The sequence below is a fragment of the Achromobacter sp. PD1 genome (assembly GCF_048541815.1).
Taxonomy (GTDB): Bacteria; Pseudomonadota; Gammaproteobacteria; order Burkholderiales; family Burkholderiaceae_B; genus Achromobacter; species Achromobacter bronchisepticus_A.
In genome coordinates this window covers 5,156,136-5,173,154 of sequence record NZ_CP183349.1, presented here as the reverse complement: position 1 = coordinate 5,173,154, position 17,019 = coordinate 5,156,136, and the positions used below count along the sequence as shown (strand labels likewise).

At 66.2% G+C, this 17,019-nt stretch carries 15 protein-coding genes; 12 read left to right on the top strand and 3 right to left on the bottom strand.

Features of this window, described 5'->3' with window-relative positions; translation table 11 throughout:
- Positions 1-17 precede the first annotated feature (17 nt).
- On the bottom strand, positions 18-869 hold the full coding sequence (locus ACM1PE_RS24305; protein WP_118935031.1) for a M15 family metallopeptidase: 852 nt from the start codon (positions 867-869) through the stop codon (positions 18-20).
- 310 nt (positions 870-1,179) lie between these two features.
- Here ACM1PE_RS24305 and ACM1PE_RS24300 point away from each other — a divergent pair, with 310 nt between their 5' ends.
- The 12 genes from ACM1PE_RS24300 (at position 1,180) to ACM1PE_RS24245 (ending at position 11,288) form a co-directional block, all read left to right on the top strand.
- Positions 1,180-1,929 carry a hypothetical protein gene (locus ACM1PE_RS24300; protein WP_419341200.1) on the top strand — a complete coding sequence of 250 codons (750 nt, stop codon included), beginning with the start codon at positions 1,180-1,182 and terminating at the stop codon, positions 1,927-1,929.
- A 26-nt stretch (positions 1,930-1,955) separates the two neighbouring features.
- Positions 1,956-4,835 carry a type VI secretion system Vgr family protein gene (locus tag ACM1PE_RS24295; RefSeq protein ID WP_419341199.1) on the top strand — a complete coding sequence of 960 codons (2,880 nt, stop codon included), beginning with the start codon at positions 1,956-1,958 and terminating at the stop codon, positions 4,833-4,835.
- Positions 4,784-5,833: a DUF4123 domain-containing protein gene (locus tag ACM1PE_RS24290; protein WP_419341198.1), complete on the top strand. Its 1,050-nt coding sequence runs from the start codon at positions 4,784-4,786 to the stop codon at positions 5,831-5,833. The genes ACM1PE_RS24295 and ACM1PE_RS24290 overlap by 52 nt, the downstream gene beginning before the upstream one ends.
- Positions 5,830-6,324, top strand: a complete 495-nt coding sequence (locus tag ACM1PE_RS24285) for a hypothetical protein (RefSeq protein WP_059371254.1) — start codon at positions 5,830-5,832, stop codon at positions 6,322-6,324. Before ACM1PE_RS24290 ends, ACM1PE_RS24285 begins: the two co-directional genes overlap by 4 nt.
- Before the next feature lie 18 nt (positions 6,325-6,342).
- Entirely contained in the window at positions 6,343-6,882 is a 540-nt protein-coding gene (locus tag ACM1PE_RS24280) for a hypothetical protein (protein ID WP_059371255.1), read from the top strand.
- A gap of 101 nt (positions 6,883-6,983) precedes the next feature.
- Positions 6,984-8,768: a hypothetical protein gene (locus tag ACM1PE_RS24275; RefSeq protein WP_419341196.1), complete on the top strand. Its 1,785-nt coding sequence runs from the start codon at positions 6,984-6,986 to the stop codon at positions 8,766-8,768.
- A 47-nt stretch (positions 8,769-8,815) separates the two neighbouring features.
- Positions 8,816-9,346 (top strand): hypothetical protein, encoded by a 531-nt coding sequence (locus tag ACM1PE_RS24270; RefSeq protein WP_419341195.1) that lies wholly within the window; start codon positions 8,816-8,818, stop codon positions 9,344-9,346.
- A gap of 30 nt (positions 9,347-9,376) precedes the next feature.
- Complete coding sequence (locus tag ACM1PE_RS24265; RefSeq protein WP_124260420.1) at positions 9,377-9,571, top strand: hypothetical protein; 195 nt, start codon at positions 9,377-9,379, stop codon at positions 9,569-9,571.
- 4 nt (positions 9,572-9,575) lie between these two features.
- A complete protein-coding gene (locus ACM1PE_RS24260; protein WP_419341194.1) occupies positions 9,576-10,115 on the top strand; it encodes a hypothetical protein in 540 nt (179 codons plus the stop codon).
- 75 nt (positions 10,116-10,190) lie between these two features.
- Complete coding sequence (locus ACM1PE_RS24255) at positions 10,191-10,544, top strand: hypothetical protein (RefSeq protein WP_419341193.1); 354 nt, start codon at positions 10,191-10,193, stop codon at positions 10,542-10,544.
- 20 nt (positions 10,545-10,564) lie between these two features.
- On the top strand, positions 10,565-10,927 hold the full coding sequence (locus ACM1PE_RS24250) for a hypothetical protein (protein ID WP_118935048.1): 363 nt from the start codon (positions 10,565-10,567) through the stop codon (positions 10,925-10,927).
- Between the two features lie 19 nt (positions 10,928-10,946).
- Positions 10,947-11,288, top strand: a complete 342-nt coding sequence (locus ACM1PE_RS24245; protein WP_059371260.1) for a hypothetical protein — start codon at positions 10,947-10,949, stop codon at positions 11,286-11,288.
- Positions 11,289-11,311: 23 nt separating this feature from the next.
- Here ACM1PE_RS24245 and ACM1PE_RS24240 read toward each other — a convergent pair whose 3' ends face one another.
- Complete coding sequence (locus ACM1PE_RS24240; RefSeq protein ID WP_419341191.1) at positions 11,312-11,938, bottom strand: hypothetical protein; 627 nt, start codon at positions 11,936-11,938, stop codon at positions 11,312-11,314.
- Positions 11,919-17,003, bottom strand: coding sequence for a type VI secretion system tip protein TssI/VgrG (tssI, locus tag ACM1PE_RS24235; protein WP_419341190.1), 5,085 nt, complete (start codon positions 17,001-17,003; stop codon positions 11,919-11,921). The genes ACM1PE_RS24240 and tssI overlap by 20 nt, the downstream gene beginning before the upstream one ends.
- Positions 17,004-17,019: the final 16 nt, after the last annotated feature.

The following is a 17,019-nucleotide window of genomic DNA, read 5'->3' as shown; positions in this document are numbered from 1 at the left end:
GACGTTTGCGGAGTTGATCATTGCGCGGCTCCGCCATTGCGCCGCATGACGCCGGGACGGCGCAGCTCGGTGTGGCCGAAGTCCATCATCTTCCAGCGGCCGCCCCAGGTCAGGCCGACGCGCTCGGCGGTTTCGCCGAACAGTTCGTAGCCGCGCATCGCCCAGGGATCCTTCTCCGACACGACCACCTTGCCGTCGCGCAGGAAGGCGCTGTCCGCAGCCAGGCCAAACTGGTGATAGCTCTGGTAGGCGCCGGCATTGGTCACGTGCGAGCCCATCTTGGCAAGCTCAGCCTGGCGGTCCGGGCTGCGATAGCCTTCGATCAGCACCATCTCATAGCCGTGTTCTTCGCGCATCACGCGGTACGCGGCCAGCAGGCGCTGGCGGTAATCGGCGTCCAGCAGGTTCCAGTCGCGGCTGGCGCCGCCCAGGTTGGGACGCACCAATTCCACTTCGCGCGTGGTGAACGCTTCGGGCGGCAGCGGAGGCGGCGGGACCAGTCTTTCGCCGGTCAGCAAAGCCTGGATGCGTGGGTCCGGACCCGCTGTCCGATCCTCGTAAACAAATGTGTGATTGTGTCGCATGACGAAAGCGAAAAGTGACGGAAGCAACACAACCAGCAGGCCCGCGGCGATGTGCCAGCGGTACGCCGAAAACGCGCCGCCGGCCTTTCCAAAGCCCGTGCGCAGCGCCTGCGCGGAGTCGCCGACCGCCCCTCCGGCGTGTCCCGCGCCGCGCGCCATGCCCTGGCGTATCCCCTGCGCAAGCGCGCGCGCTCCCCGTGCCGTGGCCTCCCGCAAGGACGGGAATACAAGCAACGCGGAAACGCCGATGGCGAGCAGAAAGTAGAGAGGCAGCAGGAGAAGCAAGGAGGTCCCTCAGTTACGAAGGCGTAATCTTTTGTTCTATTCGGGATTCAGGCAAGCGCTTGGACGTTGCAAAACGCGTCTGTGGCTTAGAACTCGTAACAAGAAACGGTGATGCGAAAGAAGTCATCAGGTATTCTCGAACCCCTTGGTTACAGGGGTTTAGACGACCTCTGCAGACACGGGACTTCGCATGGCAGAAGACGAAAAAAGATCGCGATCACCGACCTCTGTTCCCAGCTTGCTCGCAGGACGCGCACCGTCACCGGATGAACGCGCGGCATCGCGCATCCTCGCCGCGCTCGAGGGCCGAGTGCCGGACGCCGAGGTCAAACACCTGGCGCCCAAGCGCCGTTCCCGCTTGCCGCTGGCCTTGCTGCTGCTGTTGCTGACGGGCGCCGCGGGGGCGGTGTTCTATAGCGTGTTCGATACGCCGCCGCTGCCCGTGGTTGCTGAATCGACTCCCCCGGCCGCGCCGCCAGCGCAGCCCGTCGCCGCGCCAGCCGCTCCGACAGCGGGTGCGCGCGTGGCCGCTGCCGATCCCGATACGCCGCCTTCTTCCGCTGCCATCATCGAAGACCACCCCCTGGCGCAATTGGGACTTCCCAATGCCGATGAGGACCGCGCGCCCGAGAACCCCTTGTCTGCGCTGGCCGTCACCGCTACGCCGCCGCAGCCTCGCGCTGCGTTGCAGGCGCAGGCCGCCGCGCCCAAGGCAGCCGGGCCCACAGTACCTCGAGCGAACACCTCGCAAGCCTCGCCCAAAGCGCCGCCCGAGGCCGCGCCGCAGCGCGCCAAGACGCCGCGCAACGATTCCGACGCCGCATTGCTGGCCGCGCTGATGTCCTATGGCCTGCCACCGGCGTCGCCGCCTGGCACCAAGGTTTACAAGAACGACGGCGTCTTCGTCCGCGAACTGCCGGGCTCGCCCCTGGCGGCGCGCCTGGAGCAATGCCGCAAGCTGGGCTTCCTGGAAAGCGAGCAATGCCGCTTGCGGGTGTGCTCGGGCTATTGGGGTACCGCGCCCGAATGCCCCAACCCGCAAGCCCAGGTCGAACCCTGAGTCTTCAGAGAAGGTTTTTTTCCGCAATGGATCCGACTGCTACGCCCGGCCTGTTCAGTTCCGACGCCCGCCTCTACAGCCTGGAAGGCGAGGGCGCGCTCGCCTCGCTGCAGGTCGAGGGATGGATCGCGCGCGAAGCCTTGTCGGGTATCGGGCAGACGCGCGTGGTCGCGCTGTCCGACAGCGCCGGCCTGGACCTGCGCGACATGATCGGACGCCCCGTGACCTTGTGGACCACGCGCGCCGACGGCAGCCGCGCGGGCCGCAGCGGCCTGGTCCGCGAAGCCGAGCTGCTGTCGGGCGACGCGGGCCTGGCGCGCTACCGCCTGACGGTCGCGCCCTGGCTGTGGCTGGCCACGCAGCAGCGCAACAGCCGTGTATTCGAAGCGCGTTCGGTGCTGGACATCGTCGGCCATGTGCTGGGCGGCTACGAAGGCTATGTGCATCGCGTGGCTCCCGACGCGGCCGACGCGCAGGCTGGCGCGGCGCCGCGCCCCTACACCACGCAATACCGCGAGACCGACTATGACTTCATCAGCCGCCTGCTGGCCGAAGCGGGCCTGGGCTGGACAGTGGTCGAAGACCCGGAGGTCCCTGCGCGGCACGTTGCGCTGATCTTCGCCGACAGCCGCGGCCTGGCCGAAGACGCCGAGTCCGCAGGCGGCGGCGTGCGCTTTCACCGCGCCGGCGCGACCGAGTCGCGTGACACCGTGCAGGCCATGTCGCGCCAGTGGCGGCGCGGTCCGGACCGCGTCACCGTCCTGGGCTGGCATGGCGGCGGCAAACGCGCGGTGGCGGCCGAGGCGCTGGCGCGTCCGTCCGACGGCACTGACGACACCGGCCTGGAATGGTACGAAGTGGCGGGCCACGGCAGCTTTGCCGATGAGGCCGAGGCACGGCGCCAGGCTACGCTGGCGATGGAAGCGGTGCAGGCCGGCGCGGAGACCTTTGTCGGCCAGGGCGGCGTGCGCACCTTCCGTTCCGGCACGCGCTTCACACTGCAGAACATGTCTCCACTGGGACCCGCAGGCGAAGAGGGCTTCGAGCCCGCCTTCGCGCTGGACCGGGTCGAGCATGTAGGCATCAATAATCTGCCGCCTGAAACCCGCGCCTCTCTGTCGCAGCGCTTGGGCGGGCTGGACGCGCATCTGGCCTTGGATGCCGAGGCCCCCGATGCGCCAGGCGCGGCGCGTCCGAATACCGATCCGTCGCGGCCCGGCGCCGCGGTGTTGGCGAAAGCGCGCGAGGTCGGCTACGCCAACCGCTTTCAGGCAGTGCGTTGCGACCGTCCATGGCGGCCGGCGCTGCCGCAGACTCGCGGTGCACGCCTGAGCGGCGCGCCTTCGGTCCATGGCGTGCACACGGCCATCGTCACGGGCGCGGACGGCGCGGTGCAGGCGCAGGGCGAGGACGAGATCCTGCGCAACAAGCGCGGCGACGTGCGCATCCGGTTCCATTGGCAGGCAGACGATGCCGAGGGCGTGGCCAAGAGCCGCTGGGCCCGCGTAGCGCAGCGCCAATCGGGCGCAGGCATGGGCATGAGCTTCGTGCCGCGCATTGGCCAGGAGGTGCTGGTGCGCTTCCTGGACGACGACGTGGACCAGCCCATCGTCGTGGGCGCGCTGTACAACGGCCGCGGCGAGGGCGGTACGCCCGCCACGCCGGGCGGACGTGACGGCGGCAAAGCCGACACCCAGGTCTACGCCGCCGCGCGCGATGCCGCGCCCAGCGCCCAGGCCAACCTGGCGGCAGGCAACGCGCCCGCCTGGCATGGCGCCGCGGGCGGCGACGAGAATCACCGCAACGCCGCCGCGCTGAGCGGCTTCAAGAGCAAGGAGTTCGGCGGCTCGGGCTACAACCAGATCGTGTTCGACGACAGCGACGGACAACTGCGCTTGCAGATCAAGAGCAGCCAGGACGCCAGCGAACTGAACCTGGGTCACCTGATCCATCAGGCCGGCAACTACCGCGGCGGACTGCGCGGCCTGGGCGCCGAGCTGCGCACCGACGCCTACGGCGCCGTGCGCGGCGGCGCGGGCGTGCTGCTCAGCACCTACGCCGGCACCGGCGCCAGCGCCGGCCCCGCAGGCGAGGCCGCGGGCTTGCAGGCGCTGGCCAGCCAGGCCGACCAGATGGCGCGTTCGCTGGATGGCGTGGTCGGCGCGCACCAGGGCTTGCGCCTGGCGAGCGCGCTGGGCTCCAAGGGAGCAGAGGCGAGCGTGCTGGACGACGGCAAGGCGCCCTTGGCCGCCATGCATCGCGCCGTGTCCGGCACCGTAGCAGGCGAAAGCCTGGACGGCGCGCGCGGCGATGCTTCGGCCAAGCACACCCAGGCGGCCGAGGGCAAGGTGCCGCACCTGACCGATCCGGTCGTGTTCATGGCCGCGCGCGCGGGGCTGGCGCAGGTCGCCGGGCAACACATGCAATACACCGCCGGCGAGACCGTGCACTGGTCGGCCGGCAAGGACCAGAACCTGGCCGTGATGGGCGCGCTGCGCGTGCACACCGGGCAGGGTCTGGGCATCGTCGCCGGCTTGCAGCAGGGCGGCGCGGACTCCGGCCTGGACCTGATCTCCGCCACCGGCGACGTGCACGTCCAGGCCCAGCACGACATCCTGCGCGTGCAGGCGCAGAAGGACATCACCATCGGCAGCGCGCAAACCAATGTGGAGTATGCCGCGCCCAAACGCATCCGCATCGCCACCGCGGCCGGCGCCAGCATCGTGCTGGAAGGCGGCAACATCACGGTCACCGCGCCTGGGCGGATCGATGTGAAGACGGGGAACAAGCAGTTTGCCGGACCGGACCAGATGCCCTATCAGTTTCCCTCCATGCCGGGGCAGGTTTGCGTCGAATGCCTGAAGAACGCCATGAAGCAGGCATTGCCAGCGGTGTTTCGCACATGAGCAATCAGGTTCGTCCGCTGGTCCTGCATTCCGATCTCGACGGCCTGCACGCCAGGGTCCAGGCCAGCGCTCGCGTCCAGGTATCGGACCTCCATCTTTTTGCCCTGGTCGAGCCCGGCATGCTGGATGGCTGCCGGGATCCCGCGCCCGCCGAATTGTTGCGGCATTTCAGGGAGCCTGGCGATGCCTCGCTCTACGCGCGGCGGCACGAGGCCGTGGCGGCGTCGATCGGCCCGATGCTGGCGCAGCCCGATCTCCCGCAGGCGGAGTGGCTGTGGCGGGTTGGACAGGCGCATCATGCCGTATCGTGGATATGGACCGAACGGCCTCTGGAAGAGATGGCCCGGCATCTGGCGGTTTGGCTGGATGCGCGGACCGACGATGGCCTGGACTTCCTGCTGCGCTACTACGATCCCCGCCATGCGGAGCCCATGCTGACGCTGATGGGAGTAGACGTGCTGCGCGGCATGTTGGACCCGGGCGAAAGCTGGTCCTGGGTTGACCCGTGGAATCGGGTCTGCTCCCTGACGCCGACGTCGGACGGGCCAGTAGAGAAGCCAGGCGCTCCACCCTGGATCCTGACGCAGCCGCAGACGGAAGCCCTGATGCGCTTGTGCGAACCCGGCCCTCTGCTCGACGCGCTGATGCAGCGGGTGCCGGCCATGTTGGCCCCCTGGACGCGCCCCACGCCGTACGCCTTGGCTTGCCATCTTTCGCGGGTGGCGGCGGCGCATGGGCTGACGACCTTCGAGCGCCAGTTCTGCTACGCGCTGGATGCGCTGGATCTGCATCCGATGGCGCACCGCAGCTCGGTGGTCCAGGCGCGTTTACGGAATGGAGAAGCACTGGATAGTGCGTTGGAGCGCCTTGCCTCCGAGGAGCGCGCCGCCGTCAGGGCGGAGTTGGCGATGCAGAATGGCGCGACGGAGTTTGAAGCTCCGGCAGGCTATGCCATTGAGCCGCTGCCAACAGAGTTTGCACATAGGAGAGTTGCATGAAGTCCAAACGTCTGTGGCCCTGGACGGTGCTGATACTGGCCCTGGTTGCCATTGGCGCCATCGCAGGTCCGCCATTCTATCGCTGGGCCTACGTCGCACTCTTGCCGCCATTGCTGATCTGCGAAGCCCGCAACGACACGGAGGTCGATATCGGCTATCGCCTGGAGGACTCGTCCGGCGCGTTCCCGGGAGATCGGGTCGCGAGAGCGTCGGGAGCTCCTGGCGGGCCTCTTTCGGGCGCCTGCTTTTATGGCCCGGACAGCCGCCGCAAACCTGTGCAGGTCGTGTGGGGGGCCATCAACGGCGGCGAGAAGCAGTATCCGCACAGCGCCGAATTGAAGGTGCCACGTCCGGGAAATGCCGCGGTGTTGTTGCTGCGCTTTACCGCGCCGGACCGGGTACAGGCCCGCTTTGCGACGGAAACAGAAATGCCAGAGCCCATGGATGCGCCGGAATCGGTGTGGAATAGCGGCGACTGGGTCAGTCAATGATCAACTAGGGATAGAGGGATGTCGGGGATGTCTGAGCGGGGTCAAGGAAAGGCGGGGCGTTCGAAACTGGGACGGTGGGTCGCGCTGGGCGTGCTGGCGGTGATCGCCGTGGCGGCTGGGGCCTATGTCTACGTAGAGCGAAGCCAGGCGCAAAATGTTCAACGAAGCGCGTTGGAAGGATCGGTTGCCGTCTACCCGTACAACTTTACGCAGTACGACGTGGCGTATTCGTTGATGCCCGGCCGTGGCTGGTTTGCAGAAGCGAATTCCGCCAGGGGGGACCATATGCAGTTATTCGGCTACAAGCCTGCCGCGCCCGATGCTCCGATGCAGATATCGTGGCGCTATGACTCTGGTCCTCAGAAAACAGCAGAGGGAGATTACCCCTTTATCGTGACGCTTCCGCAGCCTCGGCGACCAGCGGGCGCCGTGGTGCTGGAATTGCGCATCTATCCAGATGGCAAGGCTGCCGCGCGCTATGTGACGCGCCCGCTGGTATCGGAGTTCAGCAATGTGGATCCCGCTCTTCCTGGGAATGACTGGGTGACAAACCAATGACAGGTCACGACAGCTGGAAGGAAATATCGTTGGATGAGGAGCGAGAGGCTGCGCGAGCCCTCCAATGTGAGCCCCTCAACGGAGTCAGATGCCATGGCAAGATGCATATTGCCGTGTTTTTTGATGGGGTCGGCCTGAGTATCGAAGAGCCTTCTCCGCTTCCGTCCAACGTAGGCCGATTGTTCAGGGGCTTTGGTCAGGGGGCTCTCGGAGCACTTTTGCGTCAGCGGGTATACATTTCTGGGCTCGGCACGGAAATGAATGTGAATGCCTATGAGTTCGCGAAAGACCAGGCTGGATCGATTTCCGGCGATATGCTGAAAAGCGTGACCCTGGATCCGGCAAAGGGGGTTCCCACAGATGCCGCCAAGGATGTCGGCATGGAGATCCTGAAGGGCAAGCGCGTGGGAGACGCGATCGGCGACACGTTGAAAGGGCTGCCGGGAAAGGTGCGGCGGGATGTCGGGGAGGCCGTGCGAAATCCGGGCAGGACTGGAGTCAAGATAGTCAAGGATGCGGCCGGGAACATTACACGAGCGATCCTGGATCAACTTGATCCGGTACGCGATTCGAGATTCATGTTCGAGGCAATAAATTCGGGAGTGCAGCCTCGTATTTCCGAAGGTGTGACGCGGTTCAAGGCGATCATCGATTCGTCTCAGATAAGGCTTGAGGAAATCCAGGTCTCGGTTTTTGGCTGCGATTGGGGGGCGGCGCTGGCTCGGGCTTTTCTCAATGAGCTGTGCAAGGAATGCGATGGCGATGCCAATAGCGACAAGCTGGAATGGACGCTGGCGGATAAGCGCAAGGTCCCGCTCAAGATGGTCTTTGCCGGGTTCTACGATGCAGTAGGGTATCGCGACAATTCTGTCGTCGGCTTCCTGGCTTCAAAAACTCCATTCGGCTTCTTGCGCAACACTGCCGCCGACGACCAGGAGCTGCCGCGAGCGCTCGCGAAGGCGGCGCATTTTATCTCTGCACACGAGCTGAGATGGCGTGTACATACGCTGGGCGGTGCGACGTTGCTGCCATTGATGGACACGCCTATGTCGCCTCCCGCCCGCCAAGAACGTATATATCCAGGTTTGGGCGCCGACTTGTCGGGGTGCTACCCGCCCGGATTTCAGCAGCGCGATCCCGGTATCGGCCGCGTAACGCTACAGGAAATGTGGCGGATAGCCCGGCTTTCGGGCGTGCCCTTCGAAGGACTGGAAAAAACCAAGACGAATGCAAGGGCTTTCGGCGCTGATTTCGATATTGCCGCGACCTCCAGGGTACGTAATGATCTGCGCAGCTATCAGCAACAGCTGGCGCGGCCTTCCCAACAGCTGCTGGGGCTACGGCATGCCCAGGACGCGATCGATGGCATGGAAGGCGACAAGACGCTTGCGCGGCAACTCTACCTTCACCGCATGGTTTACGTGGCCTGGCTGCGGGTGTTGCTCAATGACGCGCGAACCGGCGCTGCTCCGGGGTATTTGTACATCACGGCGATGCAGGCCGCGATCGACTTTGCGCGCCTGGAGATCATGCACAAGCACCCCGGCAAGGTGACGTTCTACGGGGGATCCCGCATCTCGCCTCCCGACGACTATCAACGTGCCTGCATGGAGGTGTCGTCATTGCCGGACAACGAGCGTCTGCCTGTGGGGCCGGCGATTATGCGTATTTTCTCGGGCTATATGCATGATCCAGTGGATCCGCCTGATGATGGTTGGGCGATTCAACGCCTGCCCAACAATGCGCGGCTGTTCCGCTCCCGCTACATCGATGACGGCAACGATACGCGGCAGCCCACGTTTACGGAAAAATTGAAGAAGGCGGCCGACGCAACCTTTTCCAACATGGCGACACCGAATCCGTTGCTATTGGGATTGCCGTTCTAGTCATTGGCGCTAATGCGGGTTTTTCTGAAGCAAGTGGGGCATCAGGAATGTCTGAACGAAGCGGCATGAAGGCGAGGCGCTCGAAACTCGGGCGGTGGGTCGCACCGGGCGTCGCGGCCGCGATAGCCGTGGCCGCAGGGGCTTATGTCTACATAGAGCGAAGCCAGCTAAAAGATATTCAACGAAGTGCGTTGGAAGGATCGGTGGCCGTTTACTCGTACAACTTTACGCAGTACGACGTGGCGTATTCGTTGATGCCCGGCCTTCGCTGGTTCGCACGAGCGAATTCCGCCACGGGAAACAATCTGCAGTCATTCGGCTACAAGCCGGCCACGCCTGATGCTCCGATGCAGATATCGTGGCGCTATGACTCCGGTCCTCAGGAAACAGCAGAGGGAGATTACCCCTTTGTTGTGACGTTGCCGCAGCCTCGGCGGCCACCGGGCGCGGTGGTGCTGGAATTGCGTATCTATCCTGATGGCAAGGCCGCCGCGCGCTATGTCACGCGCCCGCTGGTATCGGAATTCAGTAATGTGGATCCCGCTCTTCCGGGGAATGATTGGGTGACAGGCCAATGACGAGTCGCGACAGCAGGAAGGAAATAGGCCATGCGGATTTTTGCAGGCTGTGTGTGTGATCGGGTGGAACCGCCTGATGATGGTTGGGCGATTCAACGCCTGCCCAACAATGCGCAGCTTTTCCGCTCCCGCTACATCGATGACGGCAACGATACGCGACAGCCCACGTTTACGGAAACGCCTAAGAAGGCGGCCAAAGCAACCTCATTGATCAACGAGAGATAGAGGAATGCGGGGAATCTCTGATCGGGGCGTAGTGAAGACGGGGCGTTCGAAACTCGGCCGATGGGTCGCACTGGGCGTCGCGGCGGTGATAGCCGTGGCAGCGGCGGCTTACGCCTGTGTGGAGCGGCGTTACACGGCGAATGTTCAGCGGGGCGCGTTTGAAGGCGCTGTGACGGTCTATCCGTACAACTTTACTCGCTATGACGTGGCTTATTCCGCAACACCGGGTCTTCGTATGATCGTCGACGCGAATGCCGCCGCGGGTACCGAAGCCCAGACATTTGGATATAAGCCGGAGTCGCCAGATGCGCCTTTGAATGTGCTGTGGCGCTATGCGTCGGGTCCGGATGTCACGCCTGAGGGTGTGTATCCGTTTCAGGTGACGTTGCCGCAACCTAGGCGCCCCTCTGGACAGGTGGTTCTGGAGTTGCGTTTCTATCCGGACGGAAAAGTCGCGGCGCGTTATGCCACGACGCCACTTGGACTTGCGTCTGGCAACGTAGATCCTGAACTCCCTGGGAACGATTGGGTGTCGAATCGATGATCATGTCAGAAGTCCGGATAGAGATAAACCTTGATGAAGCGGGTCATCGGAAAGTTCGATCCGTAGGAGACGGTTTTGCGTGAATTCGTCATGTGGTCCACCGACATGATCCTCTACGCCACAAAAGCCTTGGGTTTTGTGCTGCCCCTACTCTATCTTCTCGGGATCGCAGCCCACGTGCGCCCAAACCGTTTCGGAGCCCTGGGATCCGCAGCATCGCGCAAGTGGTTTGCCGTGGCCATGGTAGCCGTCTGGGCGTTTGCGGCCGTGGGTGCCCTGCTCGTCTATTACGTCGCCCGGAACTATGACCGTTGGTATGGGTATTTTCTGTTCTTTTTTCCCTACTATCTGGGACCGGCGCTGATTTTGTCCGTGATCGGCCTGTGGGTCCGGTACCGGTTGTGCAAGGGGGTAAAGGGCAATGCCTGATGTGCCGCTAAAATCCCCCGATGCTTCCGCCTCAAGTCCTCGTCGCCCTTATCGTCCTGATGCTCGCCGTCGTCATCCCGCTGTTTGCGGTGACGATCCAGCTGAGCCGTTTCATCCATTGGTCCTTCTGGGCCGACAAGACCACGCGCGGCGAGCGGCCGCATTTCACGGGGCCGGTGCTGGCGCTGATCTTCAGCACCCTGGCCGCCAGCGATTTCGTGGGCTATGAACCTTTTCTGACGATCTCGGCGATGAATCCGGTGCCGATCGAGGCCAGGGCTTACTTCACCGTTGCGATGCTGGCGCTGGCCGTCTGGTGCTGGGCCTATGGGCGGTCGATCCGGGACCGGGTGCTGCGCATGATCGGGGCCCGCGCCTCTTAGCGGCCGCCAGGGTGGACGCATGATGTCGATCTACGGTCTTCTTGCGTTGGGCGCCCTGACATTGGCCATCTGCCTGCCGTTCGCCGCGACGGCGGTACAGCTGATCCGTCTGCTGTGGTTCATCACGGGCGACAAGGAGACGCGCGGCGTGCGACCGCGCTTTACGGGGCTGGTCCTGGCGATGTTTTTCAGTTCGCTTGCGGCTACCGAACTGCTGTCCGTGGAACCCTTCCTGACCTTGTCCCACCTTAATCCAGTGCCGCAGGAGCGCCGGGTTGAATTCATGATCGCGATGCTGGCGCTGGCCCTTGCGGGCTGGATATGGGGCGGCTCGATCTGGAAGCGCCGGCCTGGCGGCTGAGGCGGCCGCTGCAAGCAGGGCGCTTACTTGGCCGCCTGCACTTCGATCTTCACCGTATTCGAGCGCACGCCGTTCGATTCGATATACACCTCGTAGACCGCCGGATCCTTGGGCAGCTGCACCTGCGCTGCAAGGTCGGTGCTGAACTGCGTGCCGACGCTGATGCCCGGGCTGATGGGAATGCCCTTGGGCGGACGCGAGCCGGGGATCTCGTCCACTTCCATGCCGGGGCGCTTGCGCGGCTTGTATTCGTAGGCCACGCCTTCATAGACCGCCTTGGTCTGCGTATTGACGGCGACGAAGCGCGGCAGCTTCTGGTTCTGCGATACGGGGATGATGCCTTGCGCGCAGACCGGAATGACCAGCGCGCCGGAAGCCTGCGGGCGCACGCGCGCCGGCGCGGCGATGTTGAGCTGGTCGTCGCTGCCATGGTTGGGCGGAATGCAGGCGTGGTCGCGCACCGTGCCGATGGGTGCGGTGGCGAACGAAGGCGGATCGATCCAGTCGGTGTTCATCGTGGTCTTCTGGGTATGAGGGGTAGGGTGCGCGGCGCTGGCGGCGCCAGACGCGGCCATGGCCATCGCGGCCGCGAGCAGCAGGGCCAGCGCCGGCGCCAGGCGGCGCCGCGCGTCAGAACGAGGGCCAGCCATTGGACATGTCCGTCTTGCGTACGGCCTGGGCGCAGCTGGCGCAGAAGCGGATGCTGACGCAGTCGCCGCCGAACATGACGCAGGAACCCACGTGGCTGGGATCGGCCTGGCTGGCGGGCAGGCCGAAGTGGCAGTGGTTGCCGAACTGGGAATAGAAATACGGACCCTTGTCGAGTTTGGACGAGTCCATGTCGGCTTCGTCCGGATGGGCCCGTACCCACTCGGGTCCGCTGGGCGTCATGCCGATCAGGTGGCCGATCTCGTGCACCAGCGTCTGCTGCAGATAATCCAGCGTGTTGGGCTCCCAGGGGCTCATCGCCGCCACGCCAAGCAGGTTGGTGCCAGGGAACGCCACGCCGCCTGCGGAGCTTTCCAGCAGCCGGACCTTCAGGATGATCTTGCCCGAGGTCGGCACGGGCACCAGGCCCGCCATGCGGATGTTCAGGCTGTCGCAGGCCTTGGGATTCGCTGGGTCGTAAGGCATCGGGGTCATGCGATCCTTGGGGATGGGGACCTGCCTGATGCCGGCCGCAGGGTCGGTGTACTCGAACAGGCATTCGACGTACCAGTCCACGCCAGGCTCGATGTGATACCACAGGAAGCTGAGGGTGCCGTCGGCGTTGACGAACTGCACCTGCTTGTCGGCCGCGCCGGGGCCGGCCGAGGCTTGCACGTAAATGGGCTGGACGGGCAGCATCGTGGCCAGCCGGTCGATGTGGCAGACGACGAGCGTATAGGGCTCGTGGTCCGGGCCCTGCGACCCGGGGTAGACGGACGCAGCCAGCCGGCGCAGGCGTTCATAGCCGTCGTCCGTGAACACGTCCATGTTGGCGTCGCCGCGCGTGCTGACCGGCGGCAATTGCACCACGTCCACGCCATGCCGCGCGTATTCCGTCGCGGTCGGCTGGAAGCCGTGGCGGCGCGCCAGCGTCTCGGGGCCGGGCAGCATGATCTCCTGGAGATACAGCCGCCTTGCGGTCTCGACTTGCTCCGTGGAGATGATCTGGTTCTTGTCGTTCACCACCTCGAACATATAGGTGTTCAGGCCCGCGGCCGGCAGGGTGATGTTGTCGACCACCTTGGTGCCGTCGGCGTCGGTCACGTAGCTGTAGGAGCGCTGGTTGGGCTCACGGTACAGCGGTTGGCGGCTTTGCTCGCGCGCGGAGTACACCGCATTGCCCGGACGCGGGCTGACCTTGACGCTGAAGCGATGCTGGCCGGCCTTGTTGAAGCGCACGCGGATCCTGGGCTTGTTGGTCTGGCGGTCCAGGCTGTCCAGCGCCTGGCCATCGTTCCAGACCTCGTCCTCTTCCTTCAGGTTGACGTACTGGAGCTTGGCGCCGCTTCTGGCCCGGTAGGCGGACGGCGTGGGCGCGCCGGCATCTGGCGTCCCGGCCGCCGCGGAGCCGCCCGCGTCCTGGCCGCCGGGCATGCCCGCGGGCCTCGCCACAGGGCCTGGCAGACTGACGCCGGCCATTTCCATGACCCGCTTGGCCATCGCGGGATAGGGCGAGTTGGCCACCGCGGGTATGTTCATGATCGCCTCCGCCACCTTGGGCAGCGTGACGTTGGATATCGTGGGCGATTGCAGGATGGCGCCGACCACGGAAGGAATCGCGGAGTTGGTCAGGCCCGGCGTGCTGAGTATCGCGCCTGCCACCGCGGGCAGATTGCCCTGGTTGACGTCCGGCATGGTCAGCAGCGAGTTCACCGCCGAGCTCAGCGCGGCGGGGCGGCCGCCCATGGCGCCCATCGCCTGGGTCATGACCGGGCCGATGGCGGACCCCACGCCGCCGCTACCGTCGGCGGTCAGGCTGGATGCCTGCGAGGCCACGTCTGACGCTTGCGTAGCCATGCCGCTGGCCTTGGACACGGCGCCCGCCGCGTCAGTCAGCGCCTGGGGCATGGATACCGCGCCGGCCAGCGCGTCGCCAGCGCCCTGTGCCATGTTCATGGTGGAGAGGCCGCCATCCATCAGCGACGGTGTTGCCATGCTGGCCAAGGATTGCGTGGCGCCGGTCGCCAGTGAAGGCGTGGCGCCGCCAGTCAGCGACGGAGCGACATTCTGCATGGCCGTCTTCGCCATGCCGCCGGCCTTGGTCATGGCGCCCGACATCAGCTCCGAGCCCGCCTTGCCCGCTGCCTGCATGGTCTTGCCGGCCATCGCGCCCAATTCCTGGACGGGCTTGAGCGCTTCGCCGGCCGTGCTCTTGGCCTGGTCCAGCATGCCGGACGCGCCATCGGCCGCCGCGGACAGACTCTTGGATACGGCAGTCGCGCCGCTGGCAAGCGCCGCGCCCGCGCTGCCCAGCAGGGAGCCTTGCGATCCAGCGGCCGCGGCTGCCGTGGGGGTTGCAGTCGCGGGAGCCGCGGCCACGGCGCCCGTCGCGCCGGCCGCATTCAGCGCCTGGCCGGAGCCGGCTTGCGCGTGCAGCTTGGCCTTGGGCCGGTGCACCAGTTCGGCAGTGACCAGCATGGGATCGCCCACTTGCGAGGACGGCAGCGCCGGCAGCGCGGCCGCGTCGCTGGCAGGCCCGATCAGGTTGTGGGATGCGCCCTTGACCGAGAACATCCCCGGCCCCTTGAACACGATGTCGCCGCCATTCATGACGATGCTGGCGCCAGCGGCCTGCAGGGTGATGCTCTGGTTTGCCAGGATCTCGATGCTGTCGGTGGTGGAGGTGACGGTGATGTCCTGGCCGGCCAGCATCTCCAGCATGTCGGTATGCGCGTGGATCGACACCGGCGATTCGGCCGAGACGGCGCGGATGCCGCCGTCCTGCACGAACAGGCTGGTGGAGCGGCCGGAGGCCGTGGCAAAGGTCTGGCGCGCGGCCACGTGGCCGTCGGCTTGCGCCGTGACGTGCAGGTTTTCGCTGGCGTGCAGGATGGCCGAGGCGGGCGTGGCGAAGTTCAGTGAGGACGGCGCGTCGATCAGCATGCGGGCGCCGTCGATGCGCTCCACTGCGTCCGTGCCGGTGCGCTCGCCGCCGCTGGCCTTGATCGCCTGCTGGCCGCCTACGCTGCCCGGATAGCGGCCGTCACCCCTGGGGTCGATGGCGCGGGTCAGCGCATCGTACTGGCTGGTGGCCGCGAGCGCGCGCGCCTGGCGCTGCGTGCCGGCGGTATCCAGGCGCTGCGCCGCATTCTGCGCGCCGCGCAGCAGCGCCAGCGCTTCCTGCGAGTCGGCCTGGGTAGAGCGTGCATCCTTGCGTGCGTTGGCGGACAGCAGCATGCCTTGCCCGGAGCGCACCACGGTCCAGGCGTCCGAACGCAGTTCGAAGCCGGTGCCGCGCCATGCGCCGCGATTGGATTCATCCGCGCCCTGTTCGACCAGATAGCCCAGACCCAGCTGCGTGGCGCCGATGGAGCTCGACAGGCGCGTGCGCATCTGCCGGGGCGTGTCGTCGAACAGCCATTGGCTGTGGCCTTCGCCGTCCAGGCCCTTGCTGTGCCAGCCGCTGAGCCTGCCGGGATGATTGGCGTCGGCGTCCTCGCCGGCGGACCAGGGCGGCAGGTCGGCGTCGTTGTACAGCTGGGCCGAGGCCACGGGCTGGTCGATGTCGCCGTCCAGGAACTCGACCAGGACCTCGGTGCCTTTGCGCGGCAGATGGTGCGCGCCCCAGTTGGGGCCGGCCTGCGCGCCTGCGACGCGCAGCCAGGTGCCGGAACTGTCGTCGCCCGGGGCATTGCCGGTGTCGTCGCCATGGCTGCGGTGCGCCAGGCCGCCCGGCAGCGGACGCGCACCGCGCTGCCAGGGGAATTGCACCTTGATGCGTAGATCGCGGCCCGAGGAAATGGGCGCGTCCTGCGCGGCCACCACCATGGCCGCCAGGCCTTCGGGCGCAGTGGGCTTGGCGCGCCAGCCGGGCGCAAGCGGCGCGGCCGCGGGCAGGGCGCCGAAGGTATTGCGGTATGAGCCGTGTTCCAGATCGGAATCGCCCAACGCCTGGGCAGCCTGGCTGCCCAGGTTGTTGGCGGCTTCGTGTTCGACGTGCAGCAGCGTGTAGCGGTTGCCGCCCATCTCGTCGACGGCCTGGCCAGGGCCCGCGGCGTAGCGGCTGTGCTGCGTCAGCGTGAAGTCATGGCCGGGCATCATCTGGCGGGCCGTGCCGCCGCCGTCAAAGCGCACCATGCGGGCTTCGTGCGTCTGCAGGCTGCGCGCAGCCGCCAGTTCCGCGCTGTCGCCGTCGGCATGGCGGCCGTGGCCGTCGTAGTCGTAGTCTTCAAGGCGGGGCACCGCGCCGGCTGCGACGTCGGACTGCGCATGCGCCGCGTGTGCGAGCAGCTTGCGATCGTCCCAGGCCAGGCGCGTCACGGCGTTGGGCCGTACCGCGCGGGACGCGCCGAAGCGCGTGATGCTGTCCTCGGTTTCGGTGGCGTCGCTGCGGTGAAAGCGCAGCGCGGCATCGGGGCAGGCCGGCCGCGCCGCGCGCGTGTCGAACACGACCAGCCGGTGCCGCGCGCCGCCCGAGGCCTCGTCTTGTTGTTCGCCCTGCTGGTGGTCGAAGCGGAAGCTCAAGCCGGCTTCGGCCAGCAGGCGTAGCACGAAGGCCAGGTCGGTTTCGCGGTACTGCGTGCGCAGCGCGCGCGGAGCGGGCGGTTCGGCGATGTCGAACGAGTAGGCCGCCTGCGGATAGTCGGCGAAGATATCGCTCAGGATGTCGGTGACCGACTTGTCCTGGAACAGAAAGCTGTCGCGGCGCAGGCCCAGGGCCGCCAGCCAGGGCGCGGCGTGCAGCCGGTAGCGCGCCAGGCCGCCGTCCGCGCCCAGCGCGTCCACGCCTTCCACCACCGCATGCCATTGGCGCCTGTTGCCGTCGGCCAGCAGCAGGCTGACGCTGATCTCGCGGCCCAGCAGGGCTTGCACATCCAGTTCGGCGGAGGACGCCAGGCAGTCCAGCGTCAGGGCAAACAGTTCGGAGACGCCTTCGCGCAGATTCATGCGCTCTACCGCGAGCGCCGCATCCAGGGGCGTGCGCACCTGCAGCATGCGGGCGTTCTGGGAGAGGGCGGCTACATCCAGGCTGCTGAACCCGGCGGGCGCTTGGGAACGGTCGGTCATGGTGCTGAGGGGCGGC

Bases quoted from the DNA above. Each gene is read 5' to 3' on its own strand.
- ACM1PE_RS24295 (WP_419341199.1), top strand. From the start codon at position 1,956: ATGGATCCGACTGCTACGCCCGGCCTGTTCAGTTCCGACGCCCGCCTC.
- ACM1PE_RS24290 (WP_419341198.1), top strand. From the start codon at position 4,784: ATGCCTGAAGAACGCCATGAAGCAGGCATTGCCAGCGGTGTTTCGCAC.
- ACM1PE_RS24285 (WP_059371254.1), top strand. From the start codon at position 5,830: ATGAAGTCCAAACGTCTGTGGCCCTGGACGGTGCTGATACTGGCCCTG.
- ACM1PE_RS24280 (WP_059371255.1), top strand. From the start codon at position 6,343: ATGTCGGGGATGTCTGAGCGGGGTCAAGGAAAGGCGGGGCGTTCGAAA.
- ACM1PE_RS24275 (WP_419341196.1), top strand. From the start codon at position 6,984: ATGCATATTGCCGTGTTTTTTGATGGGGTCGGCCTGAGTATCGAAGAG.
- ACM1PE_RS24270 (WP_419341195.1), top strand. From the start codon at position 8,816: ATGTCTGAACGAAGCGGCATGAAGGCGAGGCGCTCGAAACTCGGGCGG.
- ACM1PE_RS24265 (WP_124260420.1), top strand. From the start codon at position 9,377: ATGCGGATTTTTGCAGGCTGTGTGTGTGATCGGGTGGAACCGCCTGAT.
- ACM1PE_RS24260 (WP_419341194.1), top strand. From the start codon at position 9,576: ATGCGGGGAATCTCTGATCGGGGCGTAGTGAAGACGGGGCGTTCGAAA.
- ACM1PE_RS24250 (WP_118935048.1), top strand. From the start codon at position 10,565: ATGCTTCCGCCTCAAGTCCTCGTCGCCCTTATCGTCCTGATGCTCGCC.
- ACM1PE_RS24245 (WP_059371260.1), top strand. From the start codon at position 10,947: ATGATGTCGATCTACGGTCTTCTTGCGTTGGGCGCCCTGACATTGGCC.
- ACM1PE_RS24240 (WP_419341191.1), bottom strand. From the start codon at position 11,938: ATGGCTGGCCCTCGTTCTGACGCGCGGCGCCGCCTGGCGCCGGCGCTG.
- tssI (WP_419341190.1), bottom strand. From the start codon at position 17,003: ATGACCGACCGTTCCCAAGCGCCCGCCGGGTTCAGCAGCCTGGATGTA.